This window comes from Actinokineospora cianjurensis, assembly GCF_003663795.1.
Classification (GTDB): Bacteria; Actinomycetota; Actinomycetes; order Mycobacteriales; family Pseudonocardiaceae; genus Actinokineospora; species Actinokineospora terrae.
In genome coordinates this window covers 12,664-27,612 of sequence record NZ_RCDD01000013.1, presented here as the reverse complement: position 1 = coordinate 27,612, position 14,949 = coordinate 12,664, and the positions used below count along the sequence as shown (strand labels likewise).

Genomic DNA, 14,949 nt, shown 5'->3' with positions numbered 1-14,949 from the left:
CATCTCAAAGGAACCCACAAATGGGGTTCAATCATTCAAGCTCTACTGGCTTAAATCGGCACACTGTTGAGTTCTCAAACAACACACGCACATCCAGGTCAACCGCGCTGAGCGGCCTCGCCAGAGGCTGGTACTGCTGTGGCTTGTGTCTCGAAACCTTCGAGGGCGCCCACTCTATCACCCTGCGGTGGGAGCTTGGTTCGCACCCCTCGGAAGTCTGACTCGAGGTCTTGCTCTGTCTGGCGCTCGTTCCGGTTTTCCCGGCCCGTGTCGCGCTGACAGAGAGAAAGTTACACGGCCGGAAACCCAGGGTCAAATCGCACCCACAGGGACCCACCACAGGGTGAAACCGCAGGTCACCACCCCTGTGTCGGGCCGCAAAACCACCGTAACCCACCCTCGGAGGCGTGTGTATGTGGCCGCCGTCACATCAACTTTCTCTCAACCGGCTGGCGTGATCGCTATTAGATGCCTCTGACCTGCGAAAACACCCGTGGCCGCCGACCTGGGGAGGTCGACGGCCACGGGAGGACCACTCGGATGGGCTCAGGCCCGGACCTGGACCCCAGCCGTATTCCGCTTGCCACGGCGCAGCACCAGCCACTTGTCGTGTAGCAAGTCCTCCTTCGCCGGGGTCCACGCCTCGTCGGTGACCTTGGCGTTGTTCACGTAGGCGCCACCCTCGTTGACCGTCCGCCTGGCCACTCCCCTGCTGTCCGCGAGACCGGACGCGACCAGCAGGTCCACGATCGTGGGCGCCTCGGACAGGCGGGCGGCGCCGGTCGGGGCCTCGGCCATGGCGGCGTCCAGGGTCGACAGGTCCAGCTCCGCCAGCTCCCCCCTGCCGAAGAGGGCCTGGCTCGCGGCCTTCACCTGCGTGGTCTCCCGCTCGCCGTGCACGAGGGTCGTGAACTCCTCTGCCAGCCGCTTCTGCGCGGAGCGCAGGTGAGGACGTTCGCTGGTGTCCTGCTCCAGGGCCTGGATCTCCTCCTGGCTCAGGAAGGTGAAGAGCCGCAGGTAGCGCAAGACGTCGGCGTCGCCCACGTTCACGAAGTACTGGTACCAGGCATACGGCGAGGTCAGGGCCGGGTCGAGCCAGATGTTGCCGCCGCCGGTGGACTTGCCGAACTTGCGCCCCTCAGCGTCGGTGACAAGCGGCGCGGTCAGCGCGTGCACCGACGCTCCCGCCATCCGGCGCGTCAACTCCACCCCGCCGATGATGTTGCCCCACTGGTCCGACCCGCCCACCTGGAGCTTGCAGCCGTGGCTCTGGTGCAACCGCAGGTAGTCGTGCGACTGCAGGAGCAGGTAGCTGAACTCGGTGTAGGACATGCCGTCCGACTCGAGCCTGCGTTTGACGGTCTCCCTGGCGAGCATGACGTTGACCGAGAAGTGCTTGCCGATGTCGCGCAAGAAGTCCAGGACGGACACCTCGCGGGTCCAGTCGAGGTTGTTGACCACGACCGCGCCGGTGGGCGAGTCGTCGAAGTCGACGAACCGCTCCAGCTGGCCGCGGATGCGCTCGGACCACTCGGCGACCACGTCGAGGGTGTTGAGCGTCCGCTCACCGGTGTCCCGCGGGTCGCCGATCATGCCGGTGGCGCCACCGGCGAGCACGATCGGCCGGTGCCCGGCGCGCTGGAAGCGGCGCAGCATGAGCAGCGGGACAAGGTTGCCCGCGTGCAGGCTGGGCGCGGTGGGGTCGAAACCCGCATAGAGGGTGAGTGGCCCCGAGTCGAGGTCCTTGCGCAGCGCGTCGAGGTCGGTGGACTGCGCGATCAGGCCGCGCCAGGTCAACTCGTCGAGGATGTGTTCACTCACGGCCGCTATCTTCCCTCCCGGCACCGGCAGGCAACCACCGGGTTTGCGCTAACGGCCAGGTACGACCCTCACGACGCCTCGTTTGCCGCCGCGTCGGTAGGCGCTGACGGCCTTGGAGCCGTCGACCCAGAACCGCCACGGGACGTCGATGGCGACGGCCACGCCAACGCGTGGTCCTACGCGTACCCGCTCCTTCGGGACACGCTCACCGCGAAGGAGGCGAACCGGCGAACCCGGGTCGGTCAGGTCCAGCCCGTTCCGTGCCGCGTCCAGGCCGAGCACCGAGGTGAGCCGGGCGGGTCCCTTGGCGAGTTCGGCGTCCGAGCGGGACGCGGGTCGGCGCGCGCGTGCGAGGTCCACGCCGTCGATGACCTCCCCGGCGCGGAGGAGGACGGCACCGGGGACGCCGTCGGTCAGGGAGACCACGTTGGCGCAGAAGTGCATGCCATAGACGAAGTACACGTAGAGGAACCCGGCCGGGCCGAACATGACCTCGTTGCGTGGGGTCTTACCGCGGTAGCAGTGGGACGCCGGGTCATCCCCGCCTCGGTATGCCTCTACCTCGACGACGCGGACCCGCACGGTGCCGTCAGGGCTGTCCGCTTCCAGGATCGCGCCGAGTAGGAGCTTGGCGGCGTCGACGGGATCGATCGCGAGCTCTTCGCGAGTCAGCAGGTGGTCCGCCACGCGACGTCCTGGAGGTAGGCGGCGTCAGCTTCGGACAGGTCGACCAGTGTGCCGTTGGGATCACCGAGGACGCCTTCGGAGTCGATGACCTGGCCGGTGACGCGACGAGTGCGCCCCCGCGGATCTAGACCGAAGAGGGTCGCGGTCAGCACGCACGCGGCAAGGTAAGAGCCCGCTGCGGCTGGGTGGCTGGCGTCCTCGTCGTGGAGGACCAAGTCGGGTCGTTCAGCCAGTGCTGTCTGCCAGGCGATGCCCACGGGCGAGACGGCGACGCCGAGTTCCTTGCCGATAGAGGTGTAGGCGTCGGTGAGGGCGTGCTGGGCGTCGGGGTCGTCCTGCCTGGCCCAGGTCAGGTAGAGCGTGGCTGACGCGTTGGCGCTGACGATGGCGGCTACCGCACTGCGCACTGCCGCGTGGAACTTGGCGGGGTCCTGTGGCCGGGGTATCCCGTCGACCACCAGGTCGCCGCCTAGGGTGCTCTGTTCCTGCAAGACGACGCAGTCCGCGTCTTCACGTAAGGCGGTCTCCAGGGCCCCGCTCGCCCACGTCTCCCCGAGGATCGCGCCGGGGGCGGCGAGCATCGCCACCGACACGGCGCGGTCGGGTCGCGCGAGGGCGACCACCACCTCGGGGAGGTTGTGGAAGTAGGTGAAGCTGTTGCCTACGAACAGGACGCGGGTTACTTCCGGATGACCTGCTCCGCCCACGTCCGGTACTCCTCGACTCGTCGCACGACACGGTCCCGCTGCTCCGCGACCCGCTGCGGCGCGGTCCCACCGTACGCGTCGCGCGAGCCGATCGACCCGGAGACCGTCAGCACGTCCCGCACCTCGGGAGTCAACGCCGGGTTCACCTCCGCCAGCTCCGCGTCGGTGAGGTCCTCGAGGCCCACGCCGCGCGCCTCGGCCCTGCGGACGCACTCCCCCGCCGCCTCGTGGGCGATCCGGAACGGCACGCCCGCGCGGACCAGCCACTCGGCGATGTCCGTGGCGAGGGTGAAGCCCGCCGGGGCCAGCGCGGCGAGCCGGTCGGTGTCGAAGGTGAGGGTGCCGAGCATGCCCGCGAGGGCGGGCAGCAGCAGTTCGAGCTGGGCGACGGAGTCGAAGACCGGCTCCTTGTCCTCCTGCAGGTCCCGGTTGTAGGCCAGCGGCTGCGCCTTGAGGGTGGCCAGCAGGCCGGTGAGGTTGCCGATCATCCGACCGGACTTGCCCCTGGCAAGCTCGGCGACGTCCGGGTTCTTCTTCTGCGGCATGATCGAGCTGCCGGTGGCCCACGCGTCGTCGAGGGTGGCGTAGCCGAACTCGGCGGTGGTCCAGATGATCACTTCCTCGGCGACCCTGGACAGGGTGACGCCGAGCATGGCGACCACGAAGGCGAACTCGGCGGCGAAGTCACGCGAGGCGGTGCCGTCGATGGAGTTCTCGGTGGGGGCGTCGAAGCCGAGTTCCTTGGCCACCGCGGCCGGGTCGAGGCCGAGCGACGAGCCCGCGAGCGCGCCGGAGCCGTAGGGCGAGACGGCGGCGCGGCGGTCCCAGTCCTGGAGGCGGTCGACGTCGCGGAGCAGGGCCTGGGTGTGCGCGAGCAGGTGGTGCGCCAGCAGCACCGGCTGGGCGTGCTGCAGGTGGGTGCGGCCGGGCATGGCGGCGTTCGGGTGCCGGTCGGCCTGGCTGACCAGCGCCGCGACCACGTCGAGGGTGCCGCCAGCGACGCCCCTGGCCGCGTCGCGCAGGTACATGCGGAACAGGGTGGCGATCTGGTCGTTGCGGGAGCGGCCCGCGCGGAGCTTGCCGCCGAGCTCGGTGCCCGCGCGGTCGATCAGGCCGCGTTCGAGGGCGGTGTGCACGTCCTCGTCGGCGGGCACGGGGGTGAAGGAACCGTCGAGGACGTCTCGTTCAAGAGTGTCCAGCGCTTCGAGCATGCCGGTCAGCTCGGTGTCGGTAAGGAGGTCCGCTCGGTGCAAGACCCGCGCGTGCGCACGCGACCCGGCGATGTCGTAGCTGGCAAGGCGCCAGTCGAAGTGGGTCGACAGACTCAGCGCGGCCATGGCCTCGGCGGGTCCGGAGCTGAACCGCCCACCCCACAACGCGGTGGGTTCCTGCTCACTCAACGAAACAGTCCTTCCTTGACGGGATAGCCCCGGGCGCGGCAGGTATGCCTGACCGCGCCCGGGCAGAGTCATCAGTGATCGAGCAGAGCAGTGATCGAGCAGAGCTCAGTGGTGCAGGGAGCGCTTCGCGGCGATCTTCGACGGCAGGCCCCACAGCTGGACGAAGCCCTTGGCCAGGGACTGGTCGAAGGTGTCGCCCTCGTCGTAGGTGGCGAGGTTGAAGTCGTAGAGCGCCTGCTCGGAGCGGCGGCCGTTGACCACCGCGCGGCCGCTGTGCAGCACGAGCCGGATGTCGCCGGTGACGTACTCCTGGCTGCGGGCGATGAAGGTGTCCAGCGCCTCCTTGAGCGGGGAGAACCACAGGCCGTCGTAGACCAGCTCGGTCCAGCGCTGCTCGACGCCGCGCTTGAAGCGGGCCAGGTCGCGCTCGACGGTGACGTTCTCCAGCTCCTGGTGGGCGGTGATCAGCGCGATCGCGCCTGGCGCCTCGTAGACCTCGCGGCTCTTGATGCCGACCAAGCGGTCCTCGACCATGTCGAGTCTGCCGACGCCCTGGGCGCCCGCGCGCCGGTTGAGCTCCTGGATGGCCTGCAGCACGGTGACGGTCTCGCCGTCGATGGCGACCGGGACGCCCTTGTCGAAGGTGATGACCACCTCGTCGGCGTCGCGCGGCTCGGCCGGGTTCGCGGTGTAGTCGTAGACGTCCTCGGTGGGGGCGTTCCAGATGTCCTCGAGGAAGCCGGTCTCGACGGCGCGGCCCCAGACGTTCTGGTCGATGGAGAACGGGGACTTCTTCGACACGTCGATGGGCAGGTTGCGGTCCTCGGCCCAGGCGATGGCCTTCTCGCGGGTCCAGGCGAAGTCGCGGACCGGGGCGATGACCTTGAGGTCGGGGGCAAGAGCGCCGATGCCGACCTCGAAGCGGACCTGGTCGTTGCCCTTACCGGTGCAGCCGTGCGAGACGGTGCCCGCGCCGTGGTACTTGGCGGCCTCGACCAGGTGCTTGACGATCACCGGGCGCGACAGCGCCGACACCAGCGGGTAGCGGTCCTGGTAGAGGGCGTTGGCCTGCAGCGCGGGCAGGCAGTACTGCTCGGCGAACTCGTCGCGCGCGTCGGCGACGACGGCCTCGACCGCGCCGCACTCCAGCGCGCGCTTGCGGATGGTGTCGAGGTCCTCGCCACCCTGGCCGACGTCGACGGCCACCGCGACGACCTCGGCGCCGGTCTCCTCGGCGATCCAGCCGATCGCCACCGACGTGTCGAGCCCACCGGAATAGGCCAGGACCACCCTGTCACTCATTGTTCTCTCCTCGTTTCGCCGCGTCGTTGGTGCCCGCGGGCGTGCGGGCGGCCATGGCGGTGAACCGGTCGGCCAGTTCCAGACCGGTCACCGGTTCACGGCAGATGACCATGAGGGTGTCGTCACCGGCGATGGTGCCGACGACCTCGTGCAGTGCGGCCCGGTCGATCGCGCTGGCCAGGAACTGCGCGGCACCGGGCGGGGTTCGCAGGACGGTCAGGTTGGCCGAGCCGTCCGCGGAGACGAGCAGCTCGGCCAGCAGGCGGGTCAGGCGGGAGGTGCCGCCCTGCACGCCGCGCACGGGGTTGCCGTCCTCGGGGATCACGTAGACCGGGGCGCCGCCGTCGTGGCCGCGCAGCTTGACCGCGCCGAGTTCGTCGAGGTCGCGCGAGAGGGTGGCCTGGGTGGCCTCGATGCCCTCGGCGTGCAGCAGCGTGGCCAGCTCGGTCTGGCTGCGGATGGCCCGCTCGCTGACGAGTTCGACGATGCGGGCCTGCCGGGCGGCCCTGGTCGCGGCCGAGGTGGTCACGGGTGCGTCACCAGCCAGCTGAGCAGGGCCTTCTGCGCGTGCAGCCGGTTCTCCGCCTCGTCCCACACGGCGCTGGCCGGGACGTCGAGGACGTCGTCGGTGATCTCCCAACCGCGGTGCGCAGGCAGGCAGTGCAGCACGATGGCGCCGGGGGCGGCGCGGTCGAGCAGCGCGGCGTCGACGCGCAGGGTGCGGAAGGAGCTGACCCGGTCGCGGCCGTCGTTCTCCTGGCCCATGGAGGTCCAGGTGTCGGTGACCAGCACGTCGGAGCCGTCGACGGCGGCGTGCGGGTCGTCCAGGACGGTGATCGAGCCGCCGGTCTCCTCGGCGCGCTTGGTGGCGTCGCCGAGGATGTCGGTGCGGGGCTCGAACCCGACCGGGGAGACGACCCGGATGTGCATGCCCGCGGTCGCGCCGCCGAGCAGCAGGGAATGTGCCATGTTGTTGGCGCCGTCGCCGAGGTAGGTGGCGGTGACGCCCGCGAGCCTGCCGTGCCGCTCGCGGATGGTCATCAGGTCGGCGAGGACCTGGCAGGGGTGGAACTCGTCGGTGAGCGCGTTGACCACGGGGATGCTCGCGGCCGAGGCCATGGCCTCGATGCGCTTCTGGGCGTAGGTGCGCCAGACGACGACGTCGACGTAGCGCGAGAGCACCCGGGAGGTGTCCTCGATGGTCTCCTCGCGGCCCAGCTGCATGGTGCGGCCGTCGACGATGACCGAGGTGCCGCCGAGTTGGGCGACGCCGACCTCGAAGGACACCCTGGTGCGGGTGGAGTTCTTCTCGAAGATCGCGGCGACCGCCTTGCCCTCGAGCGGGCGGTGGGTCAGCGGGTGGGCCTTGAGCCGGTCGGCGAGGTCGAGGATCTCGCGCTGCTCGGCGGGGGTGAGGTCGTCGTCGCGCAGGAAGTGCCTCGGCATCTCAGACCTCCACCGGGGTGTTGGCGGCGGCGGTGTCGAGGATGCCGGGCAGGGCCGCGACGAACTCGCCCGCCTGCTCCTCGGTGAGGATCAGCGGTGGCGCGAGGCGGACGGTGTCGGCCTGGACGTTGTTGACCAGGAAGCCCTTGGCGGCCGCGGCGGTGGCGACGGCACCGGAGATCGGGGCGGTGAGTGCCACCCCGAGCAGGAGGCCGTTACCGCGCACGCCGGCGATAAGAGGGTGGTCGAGCTCTTCGATGCCTGCGGCGATGTCCTTACCCAGGGCCGAAACGTGCTCCAGGATGCCGTCGGCTGCGATGGTGCGTAGGACCGCGAGACCGGCCGCGGCGCAGACAGCGTTACCACCGAAGGTGGTGCCGTGGTGGCCCGGGGCGAAGAGGTCAGCGGCAACGCCAACAGCGACGCACGCGCCAAGGGGCAGGCCGCCGCCTAGCCCCTTGGCGAGGGTGAAGATGTCCGGGGTGATGCCCGCCTGCTGGAACGCGAACCAGCTGCCGAGGCGGCCGATGCCGGTCTGCACCTCGTCGAGGATGAGCAGCGCGCCCGCGGTGCTGGTGATCTCCCTGGCCGCCTGGAGGTAGCCGTCGGGGGCCGGGACGACGCCGCCCTCACCGAGGACCGGTTCGAGGATGACCGCGGCGGTGTCGGCGTCGACGGCGGCGCGCAGGGCGGCGACGTCACCGAACGGGATGTGCTCGACGCCGGGGACCAGCGGCTGGAACGGCTCGCGCTTGGGCGGCTGGCCGGTGAGGGTCAGCGAGCCCATCGTGCGGCCGTGGAAAGCGCCGTGCGTGGCGATGACCTTGGGCCTGCCGGTGAGCCTGGCCAGCTTGAACGCGGCCTCGTTGGCCTCGGCACCCGAGTTCGAGAACACGACCTTCGCGGAACCGTCGAGGCCCGCGACGCCCAGCAGCGCCTCGGCGAGCTCGACGGCGACCGGGTTCACGTAGAGGTTCGAGGTGTGCGCGATCGTGGCGATCTGCGCGCTGACCGCGGCGACGACGGCGGGGTGCGCGTGGCCGAGGACGTTGGTCGCGATGCCGCCGACGAGGTCCAGGTAGCGGTTACCGTCGGCGTCCCACACGTAGGAGCCCTCGCCGCGCACCAACGCGATGCCGGGGGTGCCGTAGTTGTCCATCAGCGCGGACTTCCACCGCGCCTGGCCGTCCAGGTTAGACCCGATCATGACTACTCCCCCTCGTCCGGTAGCACCATCGTGCCGACGCCACCGCTGGTGAACACTTCGAGCAGAACCGAGTGCGCGAGCCTGCCGTCGATGACGTGCGCGCGCGGGACGCCGCCGGTGACCGCGCGCAGGCATGCCTCCATCTTGGGGACCATGCCACTCTCCAGCCCGGGCAGCAGCTTGGCGAGTTCGGTCGCGCGGATCTCGTGCAGCAGGGACGAGCGATCCGGCCAGTTCGCGTAGAGACCTTCCACGTCCGTCAGGACAACCAGCTTCTCCGCACGCAACGCGATCGCTAGCGCGGCGGCGGCGGTGTCAGCATTGACGTTGTGGGTGACACCGTTGAGGTCAGCGGCCACTGTGGACACTACCGGGATGCGGCCGGCACTAACGATGTCGAGCACCGCTGCGGGGTCGACCGCGACAACATCACCGACCAGACCTAGGTCTACCTCTTCGCCGTCGATGAAGGCGGTGCGGCGCTCGGCGGTGAACAGCCTCGCGTCCTCGCCGGAGATACCGACCGCGTAGGGGCCATGCTGGTTGAGCAGGCTTACCAGCTCCCGGCTGACCTGTCCGGTGAGGACCATCCGAACGACGTCCATCGCCGCCGGGGTGGTGACCCGAAGGCCCGCCCGGAACTCGCTGGCGATGCCCATGGCCTTGAGCATCGCGCCGATCTGCGGACCGCCGCCGTGCACCACGACCGGCCGCAGGCCCGCGAGCCGCAGGAACACCATGTCCTCGGCGAACGCGCGCTTGAGGGCGTCGTCGACCATGGCGTTGCCGCCGTACTTGACCACGACCAGCGCGCCGTGCAGGCGCCGCAGCCAGGGCAGGGCCTCGATGAGGACGCCCGCTTTCTCGGCCGGGGTGGTGGTCATGAGGAGTAGGCGCTGTTCTCTTCGACGTAGGCGTGCGAGAGGTCGGTGGTGAGGATGGTGCCGGTGCCCTCGCCCGCGTGCAGGTCGATCTCGACGAGGATGTCGCGACCGGACAGGTCCGCACCGGTGCGGTCTTCGCCACGCCCGCCCGCGCGGCAGACGGTGACGCCGTTGAGCGTGATGTCCAGCTTTGCCGCGTCGAACTGGGTGGGGGCGTTGCCGACGGCCATCGCGATGCGGCCCCAGTTCGGGTCGCTGGCGAAGAACGCCGTCTTGCACAGGTTGTCGACCGCAACGGTGCGCGCGGTGGCGACTGCCTCCGCATCCGTTGCGGCACCGCGCACCGTGATGGTCACGTGCTTGGTCACGCCCTCGGCGTCCGCCTGGAGTTGGGCGACGAGGTCGGCGCAGACGGTGGTGAGCGCCTCGGTGAAGGCGGCCGGGGTGACCTCGACGCCGGAGGCGCCGGAGACCAGCAGCAGCACCGTGTCGTTGGTGGACGTGCCACCGTCGACGTCGAGGCGGTTGAAGGTCGCGTCGACCGCGGCGCGCAACGATGCGTCGACGACGGTGGCGTCGAGCACGGCGTCGCTGGTGATGACACTGAGCATGGTGGCCATGTTCGGCGCGCACATGCCCGCGCCCTTGGCGAACCCGCCCACGGTCCAGCCGTCCTGGTGCGTCAGCGCGGTCTGCTTCGCAACGGTGTCGGTGGTCATCACCCCGGTCGCAGCGGCGAGGCCGGCCTCGGCACCGGTGCCGAGTTCCTTGGTGGCGAGGTCGACCCCGGCGAGCACGGCGTCCATCGGCAGGCGCTCGCCGATGAGGCCGGTGGAGCACACGGCGACGTCGATGGCACCGACGCCGAGGACGTCGGCGACCTTCTCGGCGGTGGCGTGGGTGTCCTGGAAGCCCTCGGGACCGGTGCAGGCGTTGGCGCCACCGGAGTTGAGGACGACGGCCCTGAGGGAACCGGTGGTGAGGACCTGGCTCGACCACAGCACGGGAGCAGCCTTGACCTTGTTGCGGGTGAACACACCGGCGGCCGCGGTGGACGGGCCGTCGTTGACCACCAGGGTCAGGTCGGGCTTGCCGTTGCTCTTGATCCCGGCGACGACCCCGGCCGCGCGGAACCCGGCGGCCGTCGCGACTCCCTGGTCCCGGTTGACGTTCCCGCTCACGGTGCGACCCCCACGCTGGACAGGCCCGCCGTCTCCGGGAGGCCGAGTGCGATGTTCATGGACTGCACGGCGGCTCCCGCCGTGCCCTTGGTCAGGTTGTCGATAGCGGCGACCACGATCAGCCGCTGTAGGTCTTCGTCAACGGTGACCTGGAGTTGGACTGCGTTAGAGCCGAGGACGGCGGCTGTGGTGGGCCACTGATCTTCCGGCAAGAGGTGCACGAACGGCTCGTTGGCGTAAGCGTGCTCGTAGATCTCTCTTACGTTGCCGGGCTTGACGATCGACGCGGAGCAGGTCGCGAGGATGCCGCGTGGGAGGGGCGCCAGGACGGGCGTGAACGAGACGCTGACCCTGCGTCCGGCGATGGCGCTGAGGTTCTGGATGATCTCGGGGGTGTGCCGGTGGGTGCCACCTACGCCGTAGGCGCTAAGCGAGCCCATGACCTCGGAGCCCAAGAGGTTCGTCTTGAGACTCTTACCCGCGCCGGAGGTACCGGACACCGCGACGACTACGACCTCGTCGGCGATAAGACCGTGCTCGACGGCGGGGGCCAGCGCTAGCGAGCTAACAGTCGGGTAGCAACCGGGCACGGCGACCCGTTTCGTCCCCTTGAGCTTCTCGCGCCCGTTGGGCAACTCGGGCAACCCGTACGGCCAATGCCCCGCGTGCGGCGAGCCGTACCACCGCTCCCAGTCCCCGGCCTCAGTCAGCCGGTGGTCCGCCCCGCAGTCGATCACCAACGTGTCCGGCCCGAGCTGCGCGGCGACCTCGGCGGAGCGCCCGTGCGGCAGCGCGAGGAACACGACATCGTGATTCGCCAGCGTCTCAGCGGACGTCTCAGCGAGCACACGGTCGCCGAGCGGTAGAAGATGCGGCTGGAGCTGCCCCAACCGCGCCCCGGCATTACCGCCCGCCGTGAGCGCCCCGATCTCCACACCGGGATGCCCGAGCAGGAGCCGCAGGACCTCCCCCCCGGCATACCCACTGGCCCCCGCCACCGCCACCCGCACCGTCATGTGGATGAGTATGCACCCTCATGCAAACCCACTCAACGCCGTTTCCCCGATCGTGAACGGCGCCACAGAACTCCACCCGATCCAGCGACGGCGGCGGTCGGCGTCCGGATCTTCGACACCGGGGTGGACTAGAGCGGGGGCAGGTCCAGGTGGTCGCGGAGGGTGGTGGAGGTGTATTCGGTTCGGTAGATGCCTCGGGACTGGAGTTCGGGGATGAGCAGGTCGACGATGTCGGTGATGGTTGCCGGGAGGAGGTGGGGGGAGATGTTGAAGCCGTCCACCGCTCGGGTCTGGATGTAGTGGGTCCATTCGTCGCTATTTGGGTGGGGGTGCCGGTGAAGGAGCGGTCTTGGGGGTGGATGGCCAGGACGAGGCCGTGGATGGAGAGGTTCTTGGCCTCGGCCAGTTCGCGCCAGGTGCGGATGCGGTCGAGTTTGCCGGTGCGGTCGGCGATGGAGATGGTGCCTCGGGACGGGTCCAGCTCGCCCGCGTCGGGTTCGATGTCGGGGAGGGGCCGTGGGGGTCGTAGGCGGAGAGGTCCTTGCCCCAGTACTGCTCCAGGAAGCCGATGGCGCGTTGCAGCGTGAGCTGTTCGCGGCGGAGCCACTCGGCGCGTTCGGTGGCCTCGGCGGCAGTGGCGCCGACGATGACCGAGGCGCCGGGCAGGATGCGCAGCGAGTCGGGGGAACGGCCGTAGGCGGCGAGGCGGCTGCGGATGTCGGTTGCGTAGGCGACGGCCTTGTCGTACTCGGTGTTGGCGGAGAAGACGACGTCCGCGTGGCGGGCGGCCAGGTCGCGGCCGCCGGGTGAGTCGCCTGCCTGGAAGAGGACCGGGCAGCCCTGACGGCTGCGGGGCAGGGTGGGGACGACAGTCAGGTCCACCAGGTCGGTGTGGCGCTCGACGGCGCCGATAGATCCAGGGGTCGCCCAGTTAAGAGCGGCAGAGTCAGGGGCAACTGCATCGTCGGACCACGAGGACCAGATGGCCTTGGCGGCTTCGACGAACTGGGTGGCTCGGTCGTAGCGGCGGTCGTGGTCGAGCCAGCCGCCGCGGCGGAAGTTGGCGCCGGTCCAGGCGTTGTCGCGAGGCCGATCCGCTGGGTCGTGGTGCTCACGAACGCGGCCCGACCCACCGCCTCCAGTCGACCGGCGATGTCGGCGCCGGTGCTGGGTGGCACCGGTGAGTCAGCGAACGTGGCGAGGGTGAACCCGCCCTCCTCGGCAAGAGCCACCGCCTCGCGAACAGTGCTCGGTAGCAATACCGATGCCGGTGACGCTCCGCTTGCCCGCCAGGCTGCCGGATGTGCACCCGCGCCGTCGAGCTCTACCGCTAAGAACATGTTCCCTCCCCAGTGCTCAAAACCGAGGCTAGAGACCCCAGGAGACGCCACCCAGCATGTGAGACAACAGCTGGTGGCGGGAATAAGAGCCGCGGTCAGGACGCCTGCTGTGTTTGGATTTCCCGGCCGGTCGAGCTGTGCGAGGAGCAGGTGTGAGCGCTGACGAGTCAGTGTTGGACAACGTCGTGTGGGCGTCGCTGAACGGGGCGCACGCACACCTGGCCGAGCGGCACGGCAGTGCCGCGCGGTACCCGGTGGACGTGGCGCCGTTCCTGGGCGCGGACTCCACCGCGGGCCCGCGCGTGTGGGAGGACATCGCCGCGCTCGCCGGACCCGGCAAGGAGGTGCTGGTGTCCCCGCAGTTGCCGCAGCCGCAGGAGGCGTGGGAGACGACCCTGGACATCGCGGGCGTGCAGCTCGTGGACGACCACCTGGCGCCCGCGGTCGACCCCGAAGCGATCCCGCTGACCCTCGCGGACGTGCCGGAGATGATCGACCTGGTGAAGCGGACCGAGCCGGGGCCGTACCTGCCGCGCACGATCCTGCTTGGCGACTACTACGGCTTCCGGCACGATGGGAAGTTGATCGCCATCGCGGGCGAGCGCATGCACCCGCCGGGGTGGACCGAGATCAGCGCGGTGTGCACCGACCCCGCGTTCCGGGGCCAGGGCCTGGCGACACGGTTGGTGCTAACGGTCGCGGCGGGGATCCGCGCGCGGGGTGAGACACCGTTCCTGCACACCGGCGCGGCGAACACCAACGCGATCCGGCTCTACGAGAAGCTCGGCTTCCGGCTTCGCAGGAACGTGCGGTTCACTGCGGTACGCGTGCCGGTAGTGCAACCGGCGTAGCGAGTCGGTATAGCGAAGAGGCCCTGGCTCCCAACGGGAACCAGGGCCTCTTCGCGTGTCAGCTGTTGTTGATCGGCAGGCCGGGCGGGTTGACCTCGGCCTTCGGGATGGCCTCGTCGTTGAGCCCGTAGGCCGCGAGGAGCTTGGCGTACTGGCCGTTCTCGATGAGGTAGTTGATGGCCTCGGCGAGCGGCTCGACCAGGCCGCTGTCCTTCTTGGTCGTCGCCGCGATCAGGCCCTGCAGCGTCGCGCCCGCGCCGGAGTAGGAGCCCGCGCTCCGGGTCGGGTTGGGCGTCGAGGCCGTCTTTGCCACGTGGTAGGCGACGGTCGGGTTCGGGTAGAAGTAGGCGTCGATGCGGCCGGAGGACAGCGCCAGGTAGGTGCTGTTGGTGTCGGCGAAGTTGCGGATCTCCAGTGCCTTGCCCTCGGCCTGCAGCTTGGTGCGCCACTCGATCAGGATCTTCTCCTGGTTGGTGCCGGTGTTCACCGCGACCGTCTTGCCCGCGAGGCTCTGGTAGGTGCCGTCGAAGTTCCACGTGTTGTTCTTGTTCACCTCGAACCCGAGGTTGTCCTTGCGGTAGGTCGCGAAGTCCAGGCCCTGGACCTTGCGCTCCTCGGTGACGGTGATGTTGGAGAAGCCCGCGTCGAACTGGCCGGACTTGAGCCGCACGAACAGGTTCTGCCACGAGGCGTTCTGCACGTCCGGGGTGAGCCCGAGCACGGCGGCGACCAGGCGGCCGAGGTCGGGCTCGTTGCCGGTCAGGGTCTTCTGGTCCGAGCCGATGAGGTCGAGCGGCGGGGTGCTGTTGGGCAGGCCGCCGACGCCGATGACCAGGGTGCCGCGGTCGAGCACCGCCTTGGGCAGCTTCGCCCTGATCGCCTCGACCTTGGGCACGGTCAGCTGAACGGGGGTGGTGAAGTCGGTGTTGGCGGCGACGGTGACCACGGTGTTGCCGCTGGAGTCGACCGCGGCGGCAGGCGGGGCGTCGGACGACCCGCAGGCGCTCAGGGCGGCCAGGGCCACCACCGAGGCGGCTGCGGTCAGCGATAACCGGACGGATCTACGCGACGATGGCATGGCTGTCCTTCTCTTCGTTTCTTTCACTG

14 protein-coding genes and 1 pseudogene are annotated in these 14,949 nt (G+C 69.7%); 1 reads left to right on the top strand and 14 read right to left on the bottom strand.

The window, feature by feature from the left end; translation table 11 throughout:
- Positions 1–546: 546 nt before the first annotated feature.
- The 13 genes and pseudogenes from tyrS to CLV68_RS33120 form a co-directional block, all read right to left on the bottom strand.
- Positions 547–1,821 (bottom strand): tyrosine--tRNA ligase, encoded by a 1,275-nt coding sequence (tyrS, locus tag CLV68_RS33175; protein ID WP_121394994.1) that lies wholly within the window; start codon positions 1,819–1,821, stop codon positions 547–549.
- Between the two features lie 48 nt (positions 1,822–1,869).
- Positions 1,870–2,508 (bottom strand): DNA-3-methyladenine glycosylase, encoded by a 639-nt coding sequence (locus CLV68_RS33170; protein WP_121394993.1) that lies wholly within the window; start codon positions 2,506–2,508, stop codon positions 1,870–1,872.
- Complete coding sequence (locus CLV68_RS33165) at positions 2,490–3,215, bottom strand: SGNH/GDSL hydrolase family protein (protein ID WP_121394992.1); 726 nt, start codon at positions 3,213–3,215, stop codon at positions 2,490–2,492. The genes CLV68_RS33170 and CLV68_RS33165 overlap by 19 nt, the downstream gene beginning before the upstream one ends.
- A complete protein-coding gene (gene argH, locus CLV68_RS33160; RefSeq protein WP_281274723.1) occupies positions 3,188–4,615 on the bottom strand; it encodes an argininosuccinate lyase in 1,428 nt (475 codons plus the stop codon). The genes CLV68_RS33165 and argH overlap by 28 nt, the downstream gene beginning before the upstream one ends.
- A gap of 105 nt (positions 4,616–4,720) precedes the next feature.
- Entirely contained in the window at positions 4,721–5,917 is a 1,197-nt protein-coding gene (locus tag CLV68_RS33155; RefSeq protein WP_092776201.1) for an argininosuccinate synthase, read from the bottom strand.
- Positions 5,910–6,446 carry an arginine repressor gene (locus CLV68_RS33150; RefSeq protein WP_092776204.1) on the bottom strand — a complete coding sequence of 179 codons (537 nt, stop codon included), beginning with the start codon at positions 6,444–6,446 and terminating at the stop codon, positions 5,910–5,912. Before CLV68_RS33150 ends, CLV68_RS33155 begins: the two co-directional genes overlap by 8 nt.
- On the bottom strand, positions 6,443–7,363 hold the full coding sequence (argF, locus tag CLV68_RS33145; RefSeq protein ID WP_121394990.1) for an ornithine carbamoyltransferase: 921 nt from the start codon (positions 7,361–7,363) through the stop codon (positions 6,443–6,445). The genes CLV68_RS33150 and argF overlap by 4 nt, the downstream gene beginning before the upstream one ends.
- A 1-nt stretch (position 7,364) precedes the next feature.
- Positions 7,365–8,570 carry an acetylornithine transaminase gene (locus tag CLV68_RS33140; RefSeq protein ID WP_121394989.1) on the bottom strand — a complete coding sequence of 402 codons (1,206 nt, stop codon included), beginning with the start codon at positions 8,568–8,570 and terminating at the stop codon, positions 7,365–7,367.
- Positions 8,571–8,572: 2 nt separating this feature from the next.
- Positions 8,573–9,454 (bottom strand): acetylglutamate kinase, encoded by an 882-nt coding sequence (gene argB, locus CLV68_RS33135; protein ID WP_121394988.1) that lies wholly within the window; start codon positions 9,452–9,454, stop codon positions 8,573–8,575.
- A complete protein-coding gene (gene argJ / locus CLV68_RS33130) occupies positions 9,451–10,635 on the bottom strand; it encodes a bifunctional glutamate N-acetyltransferase/amino-acid acetyltransferase ArgJ (protein WP_121394987.1) in 1,185 nt (394 codons plus the stop codon). Before argJ ends, argB begins: the two co-directional genes overlap by 4 nt.
- Positions 10,632–11,651 carry an N-acetyl-gamma-glutamyl-phosphate reductase gene (gene argC, locus CLV68_RS33125; RefSeq protein WP_121394986.1) on the bottom strand — a complete coding sequence of 340 codons (1,020 nt, stop codon included), beginning with the start codon at positions 11,649–11,651 and terminating at the stop codon, positions 10,632–10,634. The genes argJ and argC overlap by 4 nt, the downstream gene beginning before the upstream one ends.
- A 128-nt stretch (positions 11,652–11,779) precedes the next feature.
- A complete protein-coding gene (locus tag CLV68_RS35550; RefSeq protein ID WP_246010254.1) occupies positions 11,780–11,932 on the bottom strand; it encodes a hypothetical protein in 153 nt (50 codons plus the stop codon).
- 34 nt (positions 11,933–11,966) lie between these two features.
- Positions 11,967–12,650, bottom strand: a pseudogene (locus CLV68_RS33120) (LLM class flavin-dependent oxidoreductase); the annotation flags it as partial.
- Between the two features lie 493 nt (positions 12,651–13,143).
- Here CLV68_RS33120 and CLV68_RS33115 point away from each other — a divergent pair.
- Complete coding sequence (locus CLV68_RS33115) at positions 13,144–13,842, top strand: GNAT family N-acetyltransferase (protein ID WP_211346867.1); 699 nt, start codon at positions 13,144–13,146, stop codon at positions 13,840–13,842.
- A gap of 58 nt (positions 13,843–13,900) precedes the next feature.
- On the opposite strand, the gene CLV68_RS33110 is transcribed toward CLV68_RS33115, so the two are convergent.
- Entirely contained in the window at positions 13,901–14,920 is a 1,020-nt protein-coding gene (locus CLV68_RS33110) for a transporter substrate-binding domain-containing protein (protein WP_121394984.1), read from the bottom strand.
- Positions 14,921–14,949 lie beyond the last annotated feature (29 nt).

Coding starts and splice junctions, on each gene's coding strand:
- argC (WP_121394986.1), bottom strand. CDS start 11,651: ATGACGGTGCGGGTGGCGGTGGCGGGGGCCAGTGGGTATGCCGGGGGG.
- argF (WP_121394990.1), bottom strand. CDS start 7,363: ATGCCGAGGCACTTCCTGCGCGACGACGACCTCACCCCCGCCGAGCAG.
- CLV68_RS33140 (WP_121394989.1), bottom strand. CDS start 8,570: ATGATCGGGTCTAACCTGGACGGCCAGGCGCGGTGGAAGTCCGCGCTG.
- argB (WP_121394988.1), bottom strand. CDS start 9,454: ATGACCACCACCCCGGCCGAGAAAGCGGGCGTCCTCATCGAGGCCCTG.
- CLV68_RS33110 (WP_121394984.1), bottom strand. CDS start 14,920: ATGCCATCGTCGCGTAGATCCGTCCGGTTATCGCTGACCGCAGCCGCC.
- CLV68_RS33155 (WP_092776201.1), bottom strand. CDS start 5,917: ATGAGTGACAGGGTGGTCCTGGCCTATTCCGGTGGGCTCGACACGTCG.